Source organism: Kitasatospora sp. NPDC001261 (assembly GCF_042896795.1).
GTDB lineage: Bacteria > Actinomycetota > Actinomycetes > Streptomycetales > Streptomycetaceae > Kitasatospora.
In genome coordinates, this window is sequence record NZ_JBIAXP010000004.1 from 240,607 (window position 1) to 261,511 (window position 20,905).

At 75.1% G+C, this 20,905-nt stretch carries 17 protein-coding genes; 12 read left to right on the plus strand and 5 right to left on the minus strand.

Annotation, left to right across the window (positions count from 1 at the left end; translation table 11 throughout):
• Positions 1-13 precede the first annotated feature (13 nt).
• On the minus strand, positions 14-952 hold the full coding sequence (locus tag ACFY4B_RS07955; RefSeq protein ID WP_387966845.1) for a LysR family transcriptional regulator: 939 nt from the start codon (positions 950-952) through the stop codon (positions 14-16).
• A 72-nt stretch (positions 953-1,024) separates the two neighbouring features.
• Between ACFY4B_RS07955 and ACFY4B_RS07960 the strand changes: the two genes are divergently transcribed.
• The 3 genes from ACFY4B_RS07960 to ACFY4B_RS07970 all read left to right on the plus strand — a co-directional run bounded on the left by ACFY4B_RS07960 (position 1,025) and on the right by ACFY4B_RS07970 (position 3,541).
• On the plus strand, positions 1,025-1,912 hold the full coding sequence (locus ACFY4B_RS07960; RefSeq protein WP_387966847.1) for an SDR family NAD(P)-dependent oxidoreductase: 888 nt from the start codon (positions 1,025-1,027) through the stop codon (positions 1,910-1,912).
• Positions 1,913-1,952: 40 nt separating this feature from the next.
• Positions 1,953-2,882, plus strand: coding sequence for an SDR family NAD(P)-dependent oxidoreductase (locus ACFY4B_RS07965; RefSeq protein WP_387966848.1), 930 nt, complete (start codon positions 1,953-1,955; stop codon positions 2,880-2,882).
• A 155-nt stretch (positions 2,883-3,037) separates the two neighbouring features.
• The gene (locus ACFY4B_RS07970) at positions 3,038-3,541 is read left to right on the plus strand and encodes a hypothetical protein (protein WP_387966849.1); all 504 of its coding nucleotides are present in this window, start codon (positions 3,038-3,040) and stop codon (positions 3,539-3,541) included.
• 248 nt (positions 3,542-3,789) lie between these two features.
• Here ACFY4B_RS07970 and ACFY4B_RS07975 read toward each other — a convergent pair whose 3' ends face one another.
• Positions 3,790-4,506 (minus strand): TetR/AcrR family transcriptional regulator, encoded by a 717-nt coding sequence (locus ACFY4B_RS07975; RefSeq protein ID WP_049651127.1) that lies wholly within the window; start codon positions 4,504-4,506, stop codon positions 3,790-3,792.
• A 123-nt stretch (positions 4,507-4,629) separates the two neighbouring features.
• Between ACFY4B_RS07975 and ACFY4B_RS07980 the strand changes: the two genes are divergently transcribed.
• Positions 4,630-5,331, plus strand: a complete 702-nt coding sequence (locus ACFY4B_RS07980; protein WP_049651128.1) for an NAD(P)-dependent oxidoreductase — start codon at positions 4,630-4,632, stop codon at positions 5,329-5,331.
• Positions 5,332-5,471: 140 nt separating this feature from the next.
• Here the strand turns inward: ACFY4B_RS07980 and ACFY4B_RS07985 are convergent, their stop codons facing one another.
• Both ACFY4B_RS07985 and ACFY4B_RS07990 read right to left on the minus strand, forming a co-directional pair.
• On the minus strand, positions 5,472-6,371 hold the full coding sequence (locus tag ACFY4B_RS07985) for a hypothetical protein (protein WP_387966850.1): 900 nt from the start codon (positions 6,369-6,371) through the stop codon (positions 5,472-5,474).
• Between the two features lie 74 nt (positions 6,372-6,445).
• Positions 6,446-6,727 carry a metal-sensitive transcriptional regulator gene (locus tag ACFY4B_RS07990; RefSeq protein ID WP_049651130.1) on the minus strand — a complete coding sequence of 94 codons (282 nt, stop codon included), beginning with the start codon at positions 6,725-6,727 and terminating at the stop codon, positions 6,446-6,448.
• 272 nt (positions 6,728-6,999) lie between these two features.
• Between ACFY4B_RS07990 and ACFY4B_RS07995 the strand changes: the two genes are divergently transcribed.
• On the plus strand, positions 7,000-9,246 hold the full coding sequence (locus ACFY4B_RS07995; RefSeq protein ID WP_387966851.1) for a heavy metal translocating P-type ATPase: 2,247 nt from the start codon (positions 7,000-7,002) through the stop codon (positions 9,244-9,246).
• A 154-nt stretch (positions 9,247-9,400) separates the two neighbouring features.
• Entirely contained in the window at positions 9,401-9,943 is a 543-nt protein-coding gene (locus ACFY4B_RS08000) for a hypothetical protein (RefSeq protein ID WP_387966852.1), read from the plus strand.
• A gap of 46 nt (positions 9,944-9,989) precedes the next feature.
• On the opposite strand, the gene ACFY4B_RS08005 is transcribed toward ACFY4B_RS08000, so the two are convergent.
• Entirely contained in the window at positions 9,990-11,786 is a 1,797-nt protein-coding gene (locus ACFY4B_RS08005) for a protein kinase (RefSeq protein ID WP_074002477.1), read from the minus strand.
• 292 nt (positions 11,787-12,078) lie between these two features.
• Between ACFY4B_RS08005 and ACFY4B_RS08010 the strand changes: the two genes are divergently transcribed.
• The 6 genes from ACFY4B_RS08010 (at position 12,079) to ACFY4B_RS08035 (ending at position 20,902) form a co-directional block, all read left to right on the plus strand.
• Positions 12,079-16,287, plus strand: a complete 4,209-nt coding sequence (locus tag ACFY4B_RS08010) for a hypothetical protein (protein ID WP_387966853.1) — start codon at positions 12,079-12,081, stop codon at positions 16,285-16,287.
• A gap of 126 nt (positions 16,288-16,413) precedes the next feature.
• Positions 16,414-16,836: a hypothetical protein gene (locus ACFY4B_RS08015; RefSeq protein ID WP_049656716.1), complete on the plus strand. Its 423-nt coding sequence runs from the start codon at positions 16,414-16,416 to the stop codon at positions 16,834-16,836.
• The gene (locus ACFY4B_RS08020; RefSeq protein WP_387966854.1) at positions 16,833-17,609 is read left to right on the plus strand and encodes a nucleotide exchange factor GrpE; all 777 of its coding nucleotides are present in this window, start codon (positions 16,833-16,835) and stop codon (positions 17,607-17,609) included. Before ACFY4B_RS08015 ends, ACFY4B_RS08020 begins: the two co-directional genes overlap by 4 nt.
• 31 nt (positions 17,610-17,640) lie before the next feature.
• On the plus strand, positions 17,641-20,211 hold the full coding sequence (locus ACFY4B_RS08025; RefSeq protein ID WP_387966855.1) for an Hsp70 family protein: 2,571 nt from the start codon (positions 17,641-17,643) through the stop codon (positions 20,209-20,211).
• Positions 20,212-20,312: 101 nt separating this feature from the next.
• Positions 20,313-20,564: a hypothetical protein gene (locus ACFY4B_RS08030; RefSeq protein WP_387966857.1), complete on the plus strand. Its 252-nt coding sequence runs from the start codon at positions 20,313-20,315 to the stop codon at positions 20,562-20,564.
• Positions 20,565-20,662: 98 nt separating this feature from the next.
• Positions 20,663-20,902: a chaplin gene (locus ACFY4B_RS08035; protein WP_387966858.1), complete on the plus strand. Its 240-nt coding sequence runs from the start codon at positions 20,663-20,665 to the stop codon at positions 20,900-20,902.
• Positions 20,903-20,905 lie beyond the last annotated feature (3 nt).

Sequence of the window (20,905 nt, forward strand, 5' to 3'; positions counted from 1 at the left end):
ACGCTCGCGGGGCTCAACGGCCGTCCTGTGGCCCGCCGTTCGCCTCCGCCACCGCTGCCGCGCGCAGCGCCGCCGCCAGGCGGCGGACCGGGTCGGTGGGCGGCTGCGGGAGGCGGGCCAGCAGCAGGCGCCGCACCTCCTGCGGGCCGCCGCGTACCGGCAGGACGCGTACGCCGGGCGGTGCGGCGGCGGCCATGGCGGGGGAGACGGTGGTCAGCCCGCCGCCGGCCGCCACCAGGTGCAGCTTGGCGAGCCAGTCGCGGGCGGTGTGGGCGATCTCGGGCCGTTCGTCCAGCCCCGGCCACACCCCCATCAGCCGGTCGGCCCCGGCGGACGGCCCGGCGATCCACCGCTGCCCGCGCAGGTCGGCCACGTCGACGTACTCCCCGCGGGCCAGCGGGTGCGCGGCGGGCACGGCCAGGCACAGGGCGCGCTCGGTGAGGGTCTGCAGCACCAGGGGCGGCGACTCGGTGTCCGGGGCGCGGAACGGCGGGGCCGAGGAGAGCAGGGCGAGGTCGATGCCGCCCGCCCGCAGCGCCCGCGCCAGCGTCGCCGTGCCGCCCTCGCGGCTGGTCACCCGCACCCCCGGGGCGCTGCGCCGCAGCGCGGCGAGGGCCTGCGGGACGAGCGTGGTGCCGGCGGTCGGCACCCAGCCGAGCCGGACCGTCCCGCCCTCCTCGGGCCTACCAGACAGTTCGCGGGCCGCCGCGTCGATCTCCTCCAGCACGACGGTCGCGTGCCGCATCACCACCCGCCCGGCGGCCGTCAGCCGGACGCCCTCGCGGCGCCGTTCCAGCAGCTCCGCGCCCGCGGCCCGTTCGATCGAGGCGATCTGCCGGGACACCGCCGACTGGGTGTACCCCAGCGCCTGCGCGGCCGCCGTGAAGGTGCCCTGCTCGGCCACGGCCCGGAACACCCGCAGCGCGGTCAGCGAGACGTCCGTGAAGTCCATGACGTCTACGCATAGCAGAGGTGCGAGAGTTTCGTTGGACTCATGGAGGCGCCGGTTCCTACCGTGGTCGGTATGAGCGATCCCCGCACCGCCCTCGTCACGGGGGCCAACCAGGGCCTCGGCCGGGCCCTCGCCGAGGGGCTGGCGGCCCGCCTGCGGCCGGCCGACCTGGTCCTGCTCACCGGCCGCAGCGAGCAGCGCGTCACCGAGGCCGCCCACCAGGTCGCCCGGTCGGCCGGCACCTGTGGCCGCGTCGAAGGACGGGTCCTGGACGTCACCGACACCGAGGCCCTCGCCCGCCTCGCCGACGAACTCCGGCAGCGGCACGGCGGCGTCGACATCGTCCTGTCCAACGCCGTCGCCCGGCTGCTCCCCGGCGAGTCGCAGTCCGAGCGCGCCGACGAGTTCATCGACGTCTCCAACACCGCCACCCACGCCGTGCTGCGCGACTTCGCCCCGGTGCTGCGCCCCGGCGGCCGACTGCTCGTGGTGGCCAGCAGCCTGGGCACCCTCGGCCACCTGGACCCCCGGCTGCGGCACCTGTTCGACGGCGCGACCCTCGACCAGGTGGAGTACGCCGTCGAGTCCTGGCGCACCGCGATCCACCACGGCACCGCCGAGGAGGCGGGCTGGCCGCGCTGGCTGAACGTGCCCTCGAAGGTGGCCCAGGTGGCCGCCGTCCGGGCGGTCGCCGCCGAGCGGCGCGAGCGCGACCTCGCCGCCGGCATCCTGATCGCCTCCGTCTGCCCGGGCATGGTCGACACCGCGACCTCGCGCCCCTGGTTCGGCGACTACCGCGAGGCGCGCCCGCCCGCGGTGGCGGCCGCGGACATCCTGGACCTGGTGTTCGCCGAGCCCGTCGACCCGGCCCTGTACGGCGAACTCGTCCGCGCGGGCCGCCCGCTCGACTGGTACGGCGGCACGCCGCCGACCGAGCAGGACCGCCTGCTCGTACCGTGAGGGCGTCGACAACACCCGTCCCCCGAAGAGGAGTTCACCGATGAACGCGATCAGCACGCCGTACGGCTTCGCGACCACCGCCGCCGAGGTCGCGCAGGGCGTCGACCTCACCGGCCGCCGCGCCGTGGTGACCGGCGCCGCCTCCGGCCTCGGCACGGAGACCGCCCGGGTGCTGGCCGGCACCGGCGCCGCCGTCACCCTGGCCGTCCGCGACGTGGCGGCCGGGCGGCGGGTCGCCGAGGAGATCACCGCGGCCACCGGCAACCGGGAGGTGCACGTCGGCCGGCTGGACCTCACCGACCTGGCCTCCGTCGCCGCGTTCGCGGAGGCCTGGCAGGGCCCGCTGCACATCCTGGTGAACAACGCCGGCGTGATGGCCTGCCCGGAGCGGTACACCGAGCAGGGCTGGGAGTGGCAGTTCGCCACCAACCACCTGGGGCACTTCGCCCTCGCCACCGGCCTGCACCGCGCGCTCGCCGCCGACGGCGCCGCCCGGATCGTCTCGGTCAGCTCCAGCGCCCACCAGCGGTCGCCGATCGTCTGGGACGACGTCCACTTCGCCTTCCGCCCGTACGACCCGTGGCTCGCCTACGCCCAGTCCAAGACCGCCAACGTCCTGTTCGCGGTCGAGGCGAGCCGCCGCTGGGCCGGCGACGGCATCACCGCCAACGCCCTGATGCCCGGCGCGATCCTCACCAACCTCCAGCGCCACACCGACGGCCAGGGCAGCGGGACCATCCCGCCCGAGCTGATGAAGACGGTCGCCCAGGGAGCGGCGACCTCCGTCCTGCTCGCCGTCTCACCCCTCTTGGACGGCGTCGGCGGCCGCTACTTCGCCGACTGCGACGAGGCCGAGGTGCTCGACCGCCGAGGCGTCCCGCTGCAAGGCGTCGCACGCTACGCGCTGGACGGCGAGAACGCCCGGAGGCTCTGGGACCTGTCGGAGGAGTCGGTGAAGTCCTCCGGCTGACCGCCGCTCGGACCGGACCGGACCGGGTCCGCTGTGAGCCCATCATGCCCGCGAGGGTATGGCGCGATAACGGGATTGGTCTTGGAAAAGGCCGGCTCGCGGGTCATAGCGTCGAGGGAGTTCGCGCACGAGTTCACAGCGAAGGGGGAGCCTCCATGGGCACCAACGGAAGCAGCAGCAGGTACCTGACGGCCAGGAGGTTTGTCGCCGCCGCGCTGGCCACGGCCGCGATCGGATTCGCCGCGGTGGGCACCGCGGACGCTGACAGCCTGCGGAAGGGGCGCGTCGAGGTGCTCGAACTCAAGGTCCAGAACGACCAGTACGAGGTGCTGGACCTCGGCGCGGCCGGGCCGAGCCTGGGCGACATGGACGTCTACTCCGGCGCCACCGTCCAGGGCGGCCACAGCGTCGGACGCGGGGGCGGATCGTGCCAGGTCGTCCAGCTCCACGGTGGGGAGGTGACGAAGCAGTGCCTCATCACCATGGAGGTCGAGGGCGGCTCCCTGACCATGCAGTCGCTCTGGACGAAGGGATCGAGTGCCCCGCTCGACATGGCCGTCACCGGCGGTACGGGCGCCTACGCCGGCGCGCACGGAATCGTCCGCTTCTGGGACATCGGCACGCCGGACGAGCGGGCGCGGGCCGAGATCCGGCGCTGACTGCCCCTGAGGGCCGGACGGGAGTGGATCGGAGGTTCCGGCCCGTCAAAGGGCAGGTGGTGTGAGGCGGGAAGGTTTGCGCGAGAAGTCGGCCTGGCCGACTTCTCGCGCAGCTGCTTTCAGGTGTTGGTGGTTGCGGACGGGTGTGAGGCCCCCGACCCGCACGAGGTCCTGAACCGGTGTTCCGCTCCTCCTCACCCTCACCGGGCCGCGGGACAAGCCCGATCCGGGCTGTGCGGCGGAGCCGCTCAGCCCTGGTGGGGGATGCCCAGTGCTCGGACGAGCTGGGCCAGTTCCTCGCGGAAGAGCTTGTCCGGGCTGGCCATCTGAGTGTGGAGGTGGCCGTAGATCTCCAGTGACACCAGGCCGTGAAGGTGTCCCCAGATGCGCAGGGCGAGTGCGACGGCGGCGGGGGGCAGCTCCGGGAAGGCCTCGCGCACCTTGTCGCGGAGCCCGGGGTCGAAGTCGGGCCACTCGAACGTGCTGTCTCGGTAGAGGTGTTCGGTGTGGGGCCAGGCAGCCGCCGCGAGTGCGGCGAGTCCTGTGCACACCCGGCGCGCGGCGTCCGGGGCGGCGCCGCCCTCCGGGGCGTGGTAGCCGGGGACAGGGTCACCGTAGACGAGGCGGAAGCCCTCGGGGTTGGCGACGGCCCAGTTCCGGAAGGCGGTGGCCCATGCCTGGATCCGGACCGCCGGGTCCTTGGCGGGGGCGGCCTCCCAGGCCGCGTCCACGGCGTCGGCCAGCGCGGTGTACACGTCGTTGATGAGCGTGGTGACCAGATCGTCGCGGGTGGCGAAGTAGCCGTAGATGGCGTTGGCGGTCATGCCCATCTCTCGGGCGATGGCCCGCAGCGTGATGGCGTCGGGGCCGCCTGAGGCCATCAGCGCCAATGCCACGCTCTTGATTTCGGCCGTCGTCTCGGCGCGCAGCCGCTCGCGTCGTCCTGTGGTCCCGGTAGCCGCCATGCGGACACTCTACAGTGTCACCAGATTGGTTGGCGTATCGAAACTTCACGCCGTATAGTTTTCGCCGCGGCGACCGACGGTCCGTCATGTCACCGTATTCGCAGGCAGGTTGAGGAGAGAACCATGCACATCGGAGTCATCGGCGCCACTGGCGGCATCGGCAGCCGGGTCGTCACCGAGGCGCTTCAGCGCGGACACCTGGTCTCGGCCTTCGGTCGGGACACTTCACAGATCAAGGAGACCCGCGAGAACATCACCTGGGCCGACGTCGACGTCCTCGACGCGGCGAGCATCGCGGCCGTGCTGCCCGGCCTGGACGTGCTGATCAGCGGATTCCAGCCGGGCAACGCCGCCAAGGACTTCGCCGACACCGTCCGTCGCTCCATCGCCGACCCCACGGTCTACGCGACTGCCGCCCGCGCGCTGCTGACGGCACTGGAGAGCCACCCCAGGACGCGCCTGATCGTGATCGGCGGTGCCGGAAGCCTGGAGGTCGAACCGGGCGTGGTGCGCGCCGACCATGACGAGCTGATCCATGAGAGCCTCGACGCGCTCGGACTGCCCCGGGAGTACGCGGCCGCCGTGCGCGGCCACCGGGACGCCCTGACCGTCCTGCGAACCTCGAATCGGCTGTGGACCTACTTCAGCCCGGCCGAGGACATCGCTCCCGGCGAGCGTACCGGCCGTTTCCGGACCGGTGGCGACCAATCCGTCCTGGACGCGGACGGACGCAGTCGCATATCGGTGGAGGACGCCGCGGTCGCCCTGGTCGACGAGGCGGAGCTGCCGCGCTTCGTCCAGCGCCGCTTCACGGTCGGGTACTGAAAGGTCGTAGTCGAGATCCACCCGGGAACCTCTCTCCTCGCCGTGCTCCGGCAAGCCGCTCCGCACTCGATCGGGTGAACAGCAGAAGGTGCCGGGCGATCCCTCCGTGGGATCGCCCGGCACCTCTCGTGCGGGCCCGCTCAGTGCTGGTGGCCGGCCGGGGCGGCGGCGCCGTCCGTCGTCACGGTGAAGGCCGCCGTGTGGACGGTGTCCTGGTGCTTGAAGTCCAGGAAGAGGCGGTAGCCGCCGGTGCTCGGGGCGGTGGTGGTGAAGCCGATCTCCGGGCCCGGGGTGCCGGTGTCCGGGTGGACGTGCAGGTAGGCGAGGTCGCCGGCGCGCAGGGCGACGAGGTGGCCGTACGCGCCGAGGTAGGGCTGGAGGTCGGTGACCGGCCGGCCGTCCTTGCTGACGCCGAGGGTGAGCGTGCCGCTGCGCCCGGGCGTGAGGTCGCCGCCGAGGGTGACGGTGTAGCCGTCGACGGTGACGGTCCGTCCGGTCTCCGGCAGCGGGGCGGGCCGCAGGTCGCCCGCGGCGTGCAGGTCGGCGCCGAGGGTGAGTCCCTCGCTGGCCCCGGCCGGGGTGAAGTCCGCGAAGACCCGGTACTCCCCGGCGGCGGGGACGGCGGTCTGGGCGCTCCAGGTGCCGTCGGCGGCGAGGGTCGGGTGCAGGTGCTGGAAGGTCGACAGGTCGCGCGGGGCGACGATCAGGTGCAGGTCCTTCTCGTGCTGCTGCTGGTAGGCGGTGACGGGCTTGCCGTCCGTGCCGAGGATGCGGAAGCGCAGGTCGGTGGGGGAGCCGGCGGTCACGAACGGGTTCTCGACGCTGAGCGTGTAGCCGCGTTCGGAGACCTGCAGTCCGCCGGGCAGGTGCTCGGCGCCGCCGTCCGCCGGTTCCGCGCCGTGCCCGGCGTGCCCGCCGTGCGCGGTGGTGGCGGGCTTGGGGGAGGGGCCGTTGCCGGTGGCGTGGCCGACGCCGAGGGCGAGGCCGAAGGAGGCGGCGAGCCCGGCGGTGAAGGCGGTGATGCGCAGCGGGGTGTTCATGGCGGCGTTTCTCCTCGTGATGCGGGACGGCGGGACGGCAGGACGGCAGGACGGAAGGGGGACGGGCCGGGCGCTCAGGCCCGCATGAGCCGGGCGATGGCCTGGGTGGCCTCGGCGACCTTGGCGTCCGCCTCGGCCCCGCCGCCCGCGATGGCGTCGTGGACGCAGTGGGCGAGGTGGGAGTCGAGCAGCTGCAGCGCCACGGACTGGAGGGCCTTGGTGGCGGCGGAGACCTGGGTAAGCGTGTCGATGCAGTAGGTGTCGGTGTCGACCATGCGCTGGAGGCCGCGGATCTGGCCCTCGACGCGGCGCAGGCGGCGCAGGAGCTGGTCCTTGTCGTTGTGGTAGCCGGCCATGGGGTCCTCCTCGGGTTCCGGCGGGGGCTCGGTGCGACGTGATGCGACTCGACGCGGCTCGACGCCGCTCGATGCCCACGAGTGAATACCCCATGGGGGTATCAAGTCAAGCAGTCTCCGCCCCTCCAAAAATACGGGCAGGGGGTATCCGTCAGGGCTTGCGGCGGATACCCCTCAGGGGTATAAATGAACCCGGCACCGCCCGATACCCCCCATGGGTACGAGGGCCCGGCCGCCGAACGTACCGCACGACGACGTCACGAGGAGCGACGATGACTACGCAGGCACCCGCCTCAGCGGAGGTGGAACTCTCGATCGGCGGCATGACGTGCGCCTCCTGCGCGGCCCGGATCGAGAAGAAGCTCAACCGGATGGACGGGGTCACGGCCAGCGTCAACTACGCCACCGAGAAGGCGAAGGTCTCCTTCGAGGGCGGGGTCGAGGTCGCCGACCTGATCGCCACCGTCGAGGCCACCGGCTACACCGCCGCGCTGCCCAAGCCCCCGGCCGCGGAAGGGGGTTCGGGCGCCGGGCAGGCCGAGCCGGCCGACGAACTGGCCCCGCTGCGCCAGCGGCTGTTCACCGCCGTGGCGCTCGCGGTGCCGGTGATCGCGATGGCGATGGTGCCGGCCCTCCAGTTCGACAACTGGCAGTGGCTCTCGCTGACCCTCGCCGCGCCGGTCGTCACCTACGCCGCCTGGCCGTTCCACCGGGCCGCGTTCACCAACGCCCGGCACGGCGCCGCGACCATGGACACCCTGGTCTCGCTCGGCACCACCGCCGCGTTCCTCTGGTCGCTGTGGGCGCTGTTCTTCGGCGACGCCGGGATGCCGGGCATGCGGCACGGCTTCGAGTTCACCATCGCCCGCGGCGACGGCTCGTCCAACATCTACCTGGAGGCGGCGGCCGGGGTCACCGCCTTCATCCTGGCCGGCCGCTACTTCGAGGCGCGCTCCAAGCGCACCGCCGGGGCCGCGCTCAAGGCGCTGCTGGAACTGGGCGCCAAGGACGTGACGGTGCTGCGCGGCGGGGCCGAGGTGCGCATCCCGATCGCCGACCTCGCCGTGGGCGACCGCTTCGTGGTCCGCCCGGGCGAGAAGATCGCCACCGACGGCACGGTGGTCGAGGGCGCCTCGGCGGTGGACGCCTCGATGCTGACCGGCGAGTCCGTCCCGGTCGAGGTCGGGGTCGGCGACAGCGTCACCGGCGCCACCGTCAACGCGGGCGGCCGGCTGGTGGTCGAGGCCACCCGGGTCGGCGCCGACACCCAGCTGTCCCGGATGGCCCGGCTGGTCGAGGAGGCGCAGAACGGCAAGGCCGCCGCCCAGCGCCTCGCGGACCGGATCTCCGCGGTCTTCGTCCCGATCGTGATCACCCTCGCGGTGGCCACCCTCGGCTACTGGCTGGGCACCGGCGAAGGCTGGACCGCCGCCTTCACCGCGGCCGTCGCCGTGCTGATCATCGCCTGCCCGTGCGCCCTCGGCCTGGCCACCCCGACCGCCCTGCTGGTCGGCACCGGCCGCGGCGCCCAGCTGGGCGTCCTGATCAAGGGCCCGGAGGTCCTGGAGTCCACCCGCAAGGTCGACACCATCGTCCTGGACAAGACCGGCACCGTCACCACCGGCCAGATGACCCTGCTCGCCGTGCACACCGCCAGCGGCGTGGACCGGGCCGAGGTGCTGCGCCTGGCCGGCGCCCTGGAGCACGCCTCCGAGCACCCGATCGCCCGGGCCATTGCCACCGCCGCCGCCAAGGCCGGCGAACTGCCCGCCGTCGAGGGCTTCGAGAACGTCCCGGGCCTGGGCGTCCAAGGCGTGGTGGACGGCCACGCCGTGGTGGCCGGCCGGGAGGCCCTGCTGAACGAGTGGTCGCAGTACCTGCCCGAGGCGCTGGCCGAGGCCAAGGCCGCCGCCGAGGCGGCCGGCCGCACCGCGATCGCGGTCGGCTGGGACGGCGAGGCCCGGGCCGTGCTGGAGGTCGCCGACGCGGTCAAGCCGACCAGCGCCGAGGCCATCGGCAGGCTGCGCGCCCTGGGCCTGACCCCGGTGCTGCTCACCGGCGACAACCGGCTGGTGGCCGAGGCCGTGGCGGCCGAGGTCGGCATCGGGCCGGAGCACGTGATCGCCGAGGTCATGCCGCAGGACAAGGTCGACACCGTCAAGCGGCTGCAGGCCGAGGGCAAGGTCGTCGCGATGGTCGGCGACGGCGTCAACGACGCGGCCGCGCTCGCCCAGGCCGACCTGGGCCTGGCGATGGGCACCGGTACGGACGCCGCCATCGAGGCCGGCGACCTCACCCTGGTCCGCGGCGACCTGCTGGCCGCGGCGTACGCCATCCGGCTCTCCCGCAAGACCCTGGCCACCATCAAGAGCAACCTGTTCTGGGCCTTCGGCTACAACGTCGCCGCCCTGCCGCTGGCCGCGGCGGGTCTGCTCAACCCGATGATCGCGGGGGCCGCGATGGCCTTCTCCTCGGTCTTCGTGGTCGGCAACAGCCTCCGGCTGCGCCGCTTCCGCTGAGCAGCCGAGCAGCCGAGCCGCTCCGCACCGCCGAGCCGCTCCCACCGCCGGGCCGAGGCCCCGGAACCCCACCAGGGTTCCGGGGCCTCGGTGCGCGCCGCCGCCGCAGACCCTGGCCGACCAGCGCCGATCGCCCGCGACTAGAGTCCGACCCATGGACGAAGACACCGCGCTCTGGCACCGGATCGCCGACCTCCTGCCCGCCGACGCCGCCCAGGGCGTCAAGGACTGCCGGGCGGTCGGGGAGCAGGAGAGCGGGCTCGGTCTGCTGGTCGAGGGCCTGCTCGCCCGCCAGATCCCGATCGGCGGTACGGACCGGGCGCAGATCTCCGTGCTCACCGAGGAGTGGGGGGAGCGCGAGCGGCTCGCACCCGGCCTGCTGCGCTGCCCGGGCGACGGCGCGCCCGCCCCGGTACGGCTGCTGGACGGCGAGCGCGACGAGGCCGAGGTGGTGACGGGCTGGAGCGAACCGGAGCTGGCCGACCTGGTCCTCGTGCCGTGGATCGGCTGCACCCGCTGCGGCCGGACTCTGCTGCGCGCCCACGCCTGGGAGCCCTGGGACGACTTCTCGTACCACGCCGAGCGCTACGTGATCAGCACGCCGGACGGCCGCCGGGCGGAACGGATCCTCCCGCGGGACGCCGCCGGAGCGGCCTTCGCCGAGCTCCTCCACGGCTGCCCGGAAGCCACGGCCTGACCCCCTCCGACGAACTGCTCCAGGGCTGCCCGGAAGCGCACCGACGCTAACCCTCCTCCGGCAGCTCCACCGCCTGCCAGCGGTACGCCGCGTCCTCCTGCCACACCTGCAACTCGCCCTCCACCACCGCCGCCAGGCACAGCCGCCAGTCGTCGCCGATGGCCAGCGCGACCCGGGTGGCCGGGCGCAGCGTGGGCCGCCACCAGCGCGGCCGGCGGGACGCGCCGCCGGCCGGCAGCCGCAGCCGTACGCCGCCCGCTCCGGCCAGTGCGACGGTCGGGCCGCCGCGGTGGCCCACCATGGCGAGGCCGAGCGAGGGCTCGCCGTCGCCGATCTCCGTTCCCGCCTCCGTACCCGCCCCGGCTGTCCCCGCCCCCGCGCCCAGCGTGTGCAGTTGGACGGAGCCGTCCGCCCGCAGCACGGCGGCCTGCGGTCCGGCGGAGGTGCGGGCCAGCGCCCCGGCGCGCAGCGGGCCGGCCGGGCCCACCGGGACGGGCGGTCGGGCGGCGCCGGGCCGCCAGCTCAGCAGCCGTTCGCGGTGCTCGACCAGCAGTAGCCAGCTGCCGGGCCGCTCCTCCTCGGCGGCGAGCACCCGGTCGGCCGGGCAGCCGGGGTGCTCCTGGCCGGTGAGGGTGCGTCCGGGCGCCCAGCGGTACGAGCGCAGCGCGCCGCCGACGGCCGCCCACACCGTCATCTCCCCGGCCGAACCGACCGCGCCCGCCAGGCCGTTGACCCCGCGCGCGGCCTCCCACCAGCCCGCGGCCGTACCGACCCACAGGGTGCCGCCGCGGTCCTCGGCGCAGACCACCAGCTCGCCCGGGTGTCCGGCCCAGCCGGCCGTCAACTCCCGTACGGCGGAGAGGCCCTGGCCTGCCGGGAGGGCCCGGCCGGGGCTGCCGGGCCCGGTCAGCGCGGTGCCGTCGGCGCCGCCGGTGACCACCAGCGGGCGCCCGGCCGGGTCGGGCAGCACGGCCAGGCCCGCGGTACGGGCCACCGGCCGGTGGGCGCGCAGCAGTTCACGGCCCCGGGCGGCCCACGGGCCGAGCGGGGCGGGGCGGCGGTCCGGGTCGCGGGCCAGCGGCTCGCAGGCCCAGCGCGCCAACTCCTCGCCGTAGCCCGCCGCCAGCAGTTCGGCGCGGGCCTGTTCGGCGGCCAGCCGGTGGTCCAGGCGGCCGTGGTCGGGCAGCAGCAGGGTGCGGGCGAGGGTGCCGACCGCGAACAGGTCCTTGGCGGTGGTCGGGAAGCCGCCGACCTGCTCGGCCTCCGGCGGGACGTGCCCGGGGGTGAACACCGCGACGGTCAGGGCGTGGTCCAGCGGGGCGAGGAAGGTCAGGTCGATCAGCTTGACCTGCCCCTGGCCGTCCACCAGGACGTTGGCGGGGGAGATATCGCGGTGCACCCAGCGCTTGCGGTGCAGCTCGTCGACGATCCGGCAGAGCCGGGCCAGCACCTCGGCCACCGCCGGCGGGCCGCCGCGCTGGCCGCGCGCCCAGGTGTGCAGCGGCACGCCCTCGACCCAGGGCGAGATCTGGTAGCCCAGCAGCGCGCCGCCGGGCGGGGTGCCGGGCCGGTGCGGGGAGGGGCCGAGCAGGAAGCTGGGCACGACCAGGTCGGTGACGCCCAGCCGGTGCGCGTTGTGCGAGACGTCGTCCCAGCGGCCGAGCCAGCGCCGCACCTCGCCCGGGTCGCGCTCCAGCATGATCTTCGCGGCGACCAGTTCCTTGCGCCCGTTGTGCCCGGTGCGGACCGCCCGCCACACCTCGGCCTCGCCGCCCCGGTGGTGGAACTCCAGGAGTTCGTACTGCTCGGGGTCGAACTCCGGCCCGAACCGGAGCCCGGGCACCCAACGCGACTCCGACACTCGACCCCCGACGGTTGACCGCTGTTGACGCGCCGGTTCAGGTACCGCCGGCGCGCTGCTGGCTGTGCTGCCGTTCCGCTCCCGACGAGCTGCTGCTGTGCTGCTGTCGTACGGCTGCCGCGCTGCCCAGGATAGTGCGCTTTCCTGTTCGGCTGTCCGATCGAGGGCCTATTCTGATGGCGCCCGAGCAACATCACGACACGACGTCAACTCATGATCTCCAGAAGCCAGTTGGTCATGGGGTGGATGGTGTCCGAACCCAGGGGGACGGTGCATGGCGCTGTTAGCGGTGCTGCTGGTCGTGGTGGCGCTGGCCGGTGCGGCGGCCGCCGTCGTGCTGGCCCGCCGCCGTCGGGCCCTGGACGCCGCGACGGTGGCGAGGGAACTGGCCGCCGCCGCCGCCCGGCTCGCCGCCGGCCGGGACGCCCAGGCCCGCCGCCGCTACGCCCGGCTGGCCCGCCGACTCGCCGACGCACCCGGGGAGTTGGGCCCGCAGCGCGGCCTCGCCCTGCTCGGCCAGGCCGAGGCCACCGTCCCCACCGGCGACCAGGAAGCCACCCTCGCCCTGCACCGCGAGGCCTACCCGCTGCTCGCCGACCCGGCCCGGCAACTGCCCCGGTGGAGCCTGCGCCTGCTCGCCGAGGAGCGGCTGCGGGCACCCGACGGCGACCTCGGCCCGCTGTTCGCCCACCTCCAGGCCACCGCCGCCGGCCCCGAGTCCGGTGCGGAGGCCGAGACCGTCGCCCGCACCGTCGACTGGCTCCAGCGCCGCTGCCGCGACGGCGCCCCCGAGCAGCGCGAGGACACCACCGCCCGCGCCCTCGCCGCCCTGCCCGGCCGGGACTGGCCGGTGCTCGCCCGGGCCGCCCTGCTGCGCGCCACCGACCGGGCCGCCGAGGCCGAGGCCCTGCTCGCCGCCGCGGCCCCCTCCGGCAGCGCCGAACTCTGGTTCCGCTGGGGCGCCCAGCTCTACACCCTGCACCGCGACGAACCCGCCGTCGCCGCCTTCGACGAGGCGCTGCGCCGCGGCCCCGGCGAACCCTCCCCGTGGGGGCGCGGCCCGGCCCTGCGTGCCGAGGGCCTGCTCTTCCGCGGGCTGGCCCGCCAGCGCCTCGGCGCCACCGAGGCGGCCTGGGCCGACCTCGCGGCCGCCGCCGGCGAGAGCCCGGCCGACCCCCGCCCCCGCTACGCCCTCGGCCGGCTCGCCCTGCTGCTCGGCGCCGACGAGCGGGCCCGGGAGCAGTTCACCGCCGCCCTGGCCGTCCGGCCCGGCTTCGCCCCGGCCCGGTTCGGCCTCGCCCTGGTGCACGAGCGCGCCGAACGCCCCGCCGAGGCCGCCGCCGACTACCGGGCCGGCCTCGGCGCGGCCCCCGACTGGCGCCCCGCCCGGGTCCGGCTCGGCGCCGCCCTGCTCGCCGCCGGGCGGGCCGAGGAGGCCGAGCCGCTCCTGCGCGCCGAGGCCGACAGCGGGGCCGCCGCCGGGGCCGAAGCCGGTACCCAGGCCGGTACCGAACCGGGCACCCGCTGGACCGCCGTCGCCGCCTTCCACCACGGCCTCGCCCTCGCCCGCACCGGCGACCCGGCCGGCGCCCTCGCCCGCTGGGAGGCGCTGGACGACGAGGACCTGCGCCCCCGCCGGGCCCTGGCCCGCGACCGGCTCGCCCGCACCCGGCTGGACACCGACCCGACGGCCGCCCGCGAACTCTGGCAGCGGGCCACCGCCGAGCACCCGGACGCCCCCGGCTACCGCGCCGCGCTGCGCGAAGCCGCCCTGCGCGAGGCCGCCCACCTGCTGGTCACCGGCCGCGACCACGCCGAACCGCGCCGCCGCGCCGCCGCCGCGCTCGCCCTCGCCGACACCCTGCCCGGCGCCCTCACCCACCGCCAAGCCCGGCTGCGCGCCGCCCTCGCCCTGGCCGAGGGCACCCCGGAGCCGGTCGCCGCCCTGCTCGACGCCGACCACGGCCCGCGCGACCGCTACCACCTGGCCGCCGTCGCCCTGCTGGCCGGCCGCCCGGCCCGGACGATCGCCCTGCTCGGCCCGCCCGACCCGGCCGGCGACCCGGCGACCGCCCGGCTGCGCGCCCTGCTCGCCGAACGGGCCGGCAACTGGGCCGCCGCCCTGGACTGGTACCGGCACTTCCTCACCTCCGGCACGGCCGCGGCGGAGCCGGCCGGCGACTGCGCGCTCTGCGACCGCCCCGCCACCGGTACCTGCGGCGGCTGCGGCCGCGAGGCCTGCCCCGACCACCAGCACGCCCCCGAGGCCGCCGCCTCGCCCCGCTGCGTCCGCTGCTCCGCCCCCGCGCTGCGCGCCGTCCTCGACTGCGCCCGCCGGGCCGGCACCCCCGAGCAGGCCGAACCGGTGCTCGCCCGCTGGGCCGTGGCGCTCGGCGACGGCGCCGCGGCCGTGCCCGTCCGGACCGACCTCGCCCTGCTGCGCGCCGAACTCGGCCGCCTGGACGAGGCCCTGGCCGGGGTGCCCGCCGAGGCCGGGGCGGCCCGCGCGGCCGTCCTGGTCCGCCGGGCCGGCGCCGCCCTCGCCGCCGGTCGGCTCGGCCAGGCCGCCGTCGACCTGCGCCAGGCGCTCCAGCCCGTCCCCGGCGACGGGGTGCCGGGGCGCGAGGTGCCGGGCCGTGAGCGGGTGGCCGGCGCGCTCGCCCTGCTCGCCGAGCACGAGGCGCACCAAGCCGTCCTCGACGGTCGCCACCGCGAGGCCTGGGAGGCCTACCGCGAGCTGCTGCTCAGGGACCCGGCCCACCCCCGGGTGCTGCACGCGCTCGGCCTGGCCGGCTACCGGCTCGCCGCCGGTGCCTCCGACGCCGCCGACACCGCCGCCGACGCAGCCGACGGTCCCGACGCCCCCGGCGAGGAGGTCTGGGCCTGGACGATCGGCAGCCTCGTCGCCGCCCTGCACCAGCCCGAGCTGTGGGCCGAGTCCGCCCGGACCACCGGCCGCACCGCCGAGCCCCAGCGGCTGGCCGCCGCCCGTACCGGACTGCTCGACCGCCTCCGCGACGACCTGCGCGCCCTGGACCGGGCCGCCGGGCGCAGCGGGGACGAGGTCACCGCCTGGACGCTGCGCCTCGGCCTGGAGACCCACTGCGCGGACGCGCTCGCCCAGGAGGACGTCCGGATCACCCTGCCCGGCCGCCCGGCCCGCCGCCTCGCGCTCGGCCCGACCCTCGACCGGCTGCTGCGCGCCGAGCCCGGAGCGGACGGCTGGGCCGAGGCCTTCGAGCAGGCCGTCCGGCCCTGGCGGCAGCGCTCGGCCGGCCCCGACGCGCCCGCTCCCACCCGGGCCCTCGGCCTGTTCGGCGAACTCGGCCCGCAGCGCTACCTGCAGCTCCAGGGCCGGCAGGCCGCCGCCGTCGCCGCCCTGGACGCGGTGCCCGAGCAGCGGCGCGGTGAGGACTGGCAGGAACTGCTCGGCGAGTCCCTGGTCAGCCAGGCCCGCGAGCACCACCGCAACCAGGACTGGCGCGAGGCCCTGGACAGCCTCTCCCGCGCCCGGGCCGTCCCCGGCGCCAGGCTGCCCGCCGACGCCGCCGCGATCGCCGCCGAGTCCGGGGTCCGGGCCGCCCGCGCGCTGCTCAAGAACAGCCTGGACGACCAGGCCGGAGCCGCCGAACTCCTGGAGAAGGCCCTGGCGTTGGCCCCCGACGACCCCGAGGTGCGGGGCGACCTCGGCGCCACCTACGCGCAGTGGGCACGCAAGATCAACAACGAGGACAAGGACTACTCCCGCGCCCTCGGGCTGCTGGAGAAGAGCCTGGAGCTGGTTCCCGGCGACCCGACCGCCCGGCACTTCCTGGAGGCCGCCCTCGGCAACCGGGCCGGCCAGCTCAGCCACCCCGACGCCACCGACGCGGAACTGGAGGAGGCCGCCGGCGCCTGGCGGGCGCTCGTCGAACTCAACCCCGACCCCGACCACCGGATCGGCCTGATCTTCGTCCTGCGCCAGCTCGCCCGCTCGGCCGCCTTCGCCGACGACCACCGGCGCGCCGTCGCGTGGATGGCCGAGGCGCTGCGCGCCGACCCGGAGTGGGAGGGCGGGGTCGAGCACGAGGCCCCGCGCCGGGTCTCGGTGCTGATCGCCAACCACGTGGTGGACGCGATGCAGGACAAGCCGTTCGCGGACCAGGCCGCGATGCTCGAGAAGGCCAGGTCCTACGACGACTCGACCGACATCCGCCGCCTGATGGTCAGCCTCTGGCGCGGCAAGGCCATCAGCCACTACGAGGCCCGCCGCTACCGGGCGGCGATCAAGCTGCTGGAGGAGGCGCTCGAACTGTCCGGCACCCAGGAGGACACCGACCAGCTGTGCCGCGAACTCGGCATCGTCTACGGCTCGTTCGCCGTCCAGCAGGCCAACGCCCGGAAACTGCGCGAGGCCAAGGAGCTGGCCCGCACGGCCGTCGAGTACAGCCCGGACGACCCTGAGCTGCACGCCATGCAGATGCGGATCAGGTCGCTCTACTGACGGCAACCGCACGGCAGTCGGGAGCGTCCTGGACCGTACGCCGCAGACCGTACGCCGCAGGCCGAGCCGTCACCCGAACCGCCGACCGAACCGCCACCGCCACCGTGAGGAGAGAGACCTCCCGCCATGCCACTGCACGAACCGTCGCCGTACGAGGTCCTGGGCATCCCGCTCACGGCCGGCGTGCGCGAGATCAACCTCGCCGTCGGACCGGCGATGCGGGCCGGCCGGTACACCCGGCAGCAGATCCAGGAGGCCGCCGCGCTGCTGCGCAACCCGGACCGGCGCCTGGAGGCGGACCTCCAGCGGCCCCTCCCGCCGGAGCCGGTCGACCAGGCCGCCGAGCTGCTCGCCCCCGCACTCGTCGAGCCGCTGCTGGTGATCGAGCGCCCGCCGCTGCCGCCCGCCGCCCTGCCCGCCCTCCACCGGGCCGAGCTGGCCGCCGACTTCACCGAGCCCGCCCCCGGCGGCGCCGACCCCGAACCGCCCGTCCCCGCCCGCTACGCGGCGGACCTGTCCGTGCTCCCGCAGATCGAGGTCCCCGAATGACCGACGCACCCACCGACGCACCCGCCGAAGCCCCGGCCGGCGGCCACCGGCCGCTGGAGATCCCGCCCGGCGTCGAGGACGTCGACCTGGAGCAGGCGTTCGGCCGGCTGCTCTTCCGGGCGTCCCTGCTGGGGAGCAAGCTGACGGAGCAGAAGCAGGAAGCCCGGGCCGAGCAGCGCGAACTGCTGGGCATCCTGGTCGAGGTGGACGACGCGCTCGCCGCCCTCGGCCTGGACCGCGAGCTGGTGGCGCTCGGGCGCGGCGCGGGCCTGGAGGCCACCCGGCGCCGGCTGCTCGGGCAGCTCGCCAAGGCCAGGGTGCGGCCGATGCGGCTGGAGGGCATGACGGCCGACCCGGACCTGACCGAGATCGTGGGCACCGAGGCCCGGTCCGGCGTGGCGCCGGAGACGGTGGTGCGGACGGTGGTGACCGGGTTCTTCTGGGGGGAAGAGGTGCTGCGCCGGGCCCAAGTGGTGGTCGCCGCACCGGAGTCGGAGCCGCACCCGGACCCGTACCCGGAGCCTGCGGTCGCCGAGCCGGAGGCGCCCGGGGCCACCGAGACCGCCGAGGCCGCCGAGACCGTCGAAGCCCTCGGGACAACGGAAGCCACCGAGGCCGTCAAGCCCGAGACACCCGAGACACCCGAGGCGGACGACGCACCCGAAGCCGCCGCGCCGGTCACCCGGGCCCAGCCCAAGGCGGCCCCGCCCCGGGCCCGCCGCCGGGCCAAGGCCGTGGCCGAGCAGGCCAGGCAGATGAAGCGCAAGAAGTAGCCAGGACCACGAGGGGCAAGAGGGGAACGACATGTACCGCACACTCGGCATCGACCTGGGCACCACCAACTCCGTGGTCGCCCACCTGCGCCGGGGCGAGCCGGAGATCATCTTCAACCGGCAGAACCAGGAGGCGACGCCCTCCGTGGTCGGCAGCGGCCGCAAGGGTGAGCTGCTGGTGGGTTCCACCGCGCGCAGCCGGATCGCCGTCGACGGCGCCAACGTGATCCGCTCGGTCAAGCGCTTCATGGGCCGCAAGTTCAAGGATCCGCAGGTCCAGGCGGCCCTGAAGGAGGTGGACTACAAGGTCACCGCGGGCACCGACGGCGACGTCAACGTCTGGTTCAACGGCCGCTCGTACACGCCGATCGAGATCTCCGCGATCATCCTGCACCGCCTCAAGGAGGATGCCGAGCAGCGCTTCGGCGAGCCCTTCCACCGCGCCGTCATCACCGTTCCCGCGTACTTCGGCGAGCGGCAGGTCGTGGCCACCCAGGAGGCGGGCCGGATGGCCGGCCTGCACGTGCTGCGGATCATCAACGAGCCGACCGCAGCCGCCCTCGCCTACGGGATCACCTCCGAGGCGGGCGAGGAGGGGAAGACCGTCCTGGTCTACGACCTCGGCGGCGGCACCTTCGACATCTCCATCCTGCTGCTGGTGCCCGGCTCGGTCTCGGTGCTCGGCATCGAGGGCGACAACCTGCTCGGCGGCGACGACTTCGACCGGGGGATCACCACCGCGCTGCTGGAGGACATCCGCGAGGAGTACGGCGCGGAGTACCAGCCCGACCTGCGCGACCGTCCGAAGATCGCCGCGACCGCCGAGACCATCAAGATCGAGCTCTCCCACCAGGAGTCCTCCGAGGTCATCCTGCCGGGCCTGGGCGCCGGACAGCTGGTGCTGGAGACGGAGTTCGAGCGGGCCCGCTTCGAGGAGCTGATCGAGGCCCGGATCGAGCGCACCATCGAGCTGACCCACAAGGCCATCATGCAGGCCAACCTGACCGTCGGGGACATCGACGAGGTGGTGCTGGTCGGCGGCTCGACCGCGATCCCGCTGGTCGCCCGCCGGCTCGGCGAGGTCTTCGGCCCCCGCCGGATCCGGCGCGGCGTCAACCCGATGCAGTGCGTGGCGCTCGGCGCGGCCGTGCAGTCCGCGCTGGTCGGCGAGGTGGAGTGCCCCGAGTGCCGGGCCCCCGGCGACCTGTCCGCCTCCAACTGCGCCAACTGCGCCGCCGGCCTGCTCGGCGGCGACCGGGTCTCCTGCCCGACCTGCCACCTCCCGGTCGACGCCGGGGCGGCCTCCTGCCCCAAGTGCGAGCAGGCGCTGGACGGTTCGGGCGTCAGCGGGACGGTCCCGCGGCAGGCCACCCGGGCCACCGCCGTGGTGCACGGCGGCAACTGCCCGCGCTGCGGCACCCCGGCCGCCCCCGGCGTCACCGCCTGCGAGCTGTGCGGCGAGCCGCTCAACTCGGCCGCCCCGGGCCACACCAGGGTGGCCACCACCGCCGCCGAGGACGTCGGCCTGCGCTGCGCCTCCTGTGGCCTGGTGAACCCGCCGGGCTGCGAGGTCTGCCCGGGCTGCGGCGAACTGGCGCAGGTCACCAACCCGTTCGACATCACCCCGAAGAACCTCGGCATCGAGCTGAACGACGGCCGCCTCGCCGTCATCATCCCCAAGAACACCAGCTACCCGACGAGTTCGCCGGTCAGCCGGGAGTTCGTGGTCTCCGGCAGCGGCCGGCAGCGGCTGGAGGTCGCGGTCTACGAGGGCGAGCACGAGATCGCCCAGCAGAACGAGCTGATCGGCCACCTCACCCTGCGGCTGCCCGAGGGCCTGGGCGGCCGCACCCCGGTGGAGGTCGCCTTCGGCCTCGACCGGGACCGCACCATCACGCTGTCGGTGCGGATCCAGGGCGGCGCCGAGAAGACCGTCAAGCTGGAGCGGGTCACCCTCGACCCGGAGCTGAAGGTGCAGGTCGAGGAGCAGCAGCGGCAGATCGAGTCCTTCACGGACCGCTGGGGCGGCGAGCTGACCGAGGCCGAGATGCGCGAGGCGCAGCGGCTGATGGACACCCTGGACGACCTGGCGGCCGGGCAGACCCGCGGCCAGTCGGTGGACGCGGCGCTGGAGCGGGCCCAGCAGCAGCTCAAGGCCCAGCGCTGGGTACGCGGCTCCGAGGCGTACCTGAGCCTGTTCATCCACTACTGCGAGAAGCTCCTCGACCCGAGCGACCTGGACCGGCTGCGGTCGGTGGCCGCCGAGCTGCGGCTGCGCCGGGAGGCCGCCGACTGGGACGGCGCGGTGCGCTCGGCCCGCAAGGCGGACGAGCTGTGCGACTCGCTCGGGCACACCATGCGGATGCTGACCATGTGCAACATCTACGTGACCCAGAGCATGGTCTCGCCCGCCCTGGCCCAGCTGATCATGGCCGAGCTGCGCGGGCTGGACGAGGCCGTGGAGGCGCCCAACATGGCGGACGTGAACACCCACATGTCGAACCTGCTGGCCCTGTACGCGCAGGCGCAGCGGGAGCTGGGCAGCGAGCCGGCCCAGGAGTCGCTCGGCCCGGTCCGGCCGGAGGAGGCGGGGCCGCGATGAGCGCCGTGGACGCCGTGTCCGTCCCGGGCGCCGGGGGCGCTGTCGCGGCCCTTGGGGCCCCGCCGGTGCCGTGTCCGCTGTGCAGGGTTCCGGCGGACCCGGTGACCCTGCGCTGCCCGTCCTGCCGGGAGGACCTGTCCGTGCTGTTCCGGCTGCGTTACGCCGGACGGATCGACTACAACCGCGCACTGGAGGCCCTGGCGGCCGGGGAGGGGCCGCTCGCCCTCGGGCTGCTGCACCGCGCGGTGGCGGCCGAGCCGGGCCTGCGTCCGGCCCGGGACCTGCTGGAATCGCTCGGCGGCGCCGGTCCCGAGGGCGGGGAGCCGGTGGGTCGGGAGGGCGACACGCCCTAGACGGGCGAATCCGGCGTGCGGAGGAGCGCATCCCTTGTGATCGTGGGCGAGGTGTGATCGTCACACTTCGACCCGCTCTGCTCACAAGGAGTGACGCAATGCGTATGCGTACCACCTTCGCCGCCACCGCCCTCGCCGCGGTGACGGTCCTCGCCGGGGCCGGCACCGCGTCCGCCGGCGACGCCACCGCCAACGGGGCCGCCATCGGTTCGCCCGGCATCCTGTCCGGCAACGTGATCCAGGTCCCGATCAACCTGGAGGCCAACGTCTGCGGGAACTCGATCGACATCATCGGGCTCCTCAACCCGGCGTTCGGCAACACCTGCGTCAACAAGTGACCC

Coding starts and splice junctions, on each gene's coding strand:
- ACFY4B_RS07955 (WP_387966845.1), bottom strand. CDS start 952: ATGGACTTCACGGACGTCTCGCTGACCGCGCTGCGGGTGTTCCGGGCC.
- ACFY4B_RS07960 (WP_387966847.1), top strand. CDS start 1,025: ATGAGCGATCCCCGCACCGCCCTCGTCACGGGGGCCAACCAGGGCCTC.
- ACFY4B_RS07965 (WP_387966848.1), top strand. CDS start 1,953: ATGAACGCGATCAGCACGCCGTACGGCTTCGCGACCACCGCCGCCGAG.
- ACFY4B_RS07970 (WP_387966849.1), top strand. CDS start 3,038: ATGGGCACCAACGGAAGCAGCAGCAGGTACCTGACGGCCAGGAGGTTT.
- ACFY4B_RS07975 (WP_049651127.1), bottom strand. CDS start 4,506: ATGGCGGCTACCGGGACCACAGGACGACGCGAGCGGCTGCGCGCCGAG.
- ACFY4B_RS07980 (WP_049651128.1), top strand. CDS start 4,630: ATGCACATCGGAGTCATCGGCGCCACTGGCGGCATCGGCAGCCGGGTC.
- ACFY4B_RS07985 (WP_387966850.1), bottom strand. CDS start 6,371: ATGAACACCCCGCTGCGCATCACCGCCTTCACCGCCGGGCTCGCCGCC.
- ACFY4B_RS07990 (WP_049651130.1), bottom strand. CDS start 6,727: ATGGCCGGCTACCACAACGACAAGGACCAGCTCCTGCGCCGCCTGCGC.
- ACFY4B_RS07995 (WP_387966851.1), top strand. CDS start 7,000: ATGACTACGCAGGCACCCGCCTCAGCGGAGGTGGAACTCTCGATCGGC.
- ACFY4B_RS08000 (WP_387966852.1), top strand. CDS start 9,401: ATGGACGAAGACACCGCGCTCTGGCACCGGATCGCCGACCTCCTGCCC.
- ACFY4B_RS08010 (WP_387966853.1), top strand. CDS start 12,079: ATGGCGCTGTTAGCGGTGCTGCTGGTCGTGGTGGCGCTGGCCGGTGCG.
- ACFY4B_RS08015 (WP_049656716.1), top strand. CDS start 16,414: ATGCCACTGCACGAACCGTCGCCGTACGAGGTCCTGGGCATCCCGCTC.
- ACFY4B_RS08020 (WP_387966854.1), top strand. CDS start 16,833: ATGACCGACGCACCCACCGACGCACCCGCCGAAGCCCCGGCCGGCGGC.
- ACFY4B_RS08025 (WP_387966855.1), top strand. CDS start 17,641: ATGTACCGCACACTCGGCATCGACCTGGGCACCACCAACTCCGTGGTC.
- ACFY4B_RS08035 (WP_387966858.1), top strand. CDS start 20,663: ATGCGTATGCGTACCACCTTCGCCGCCACCGCCCTCGCCGCGGTGACG.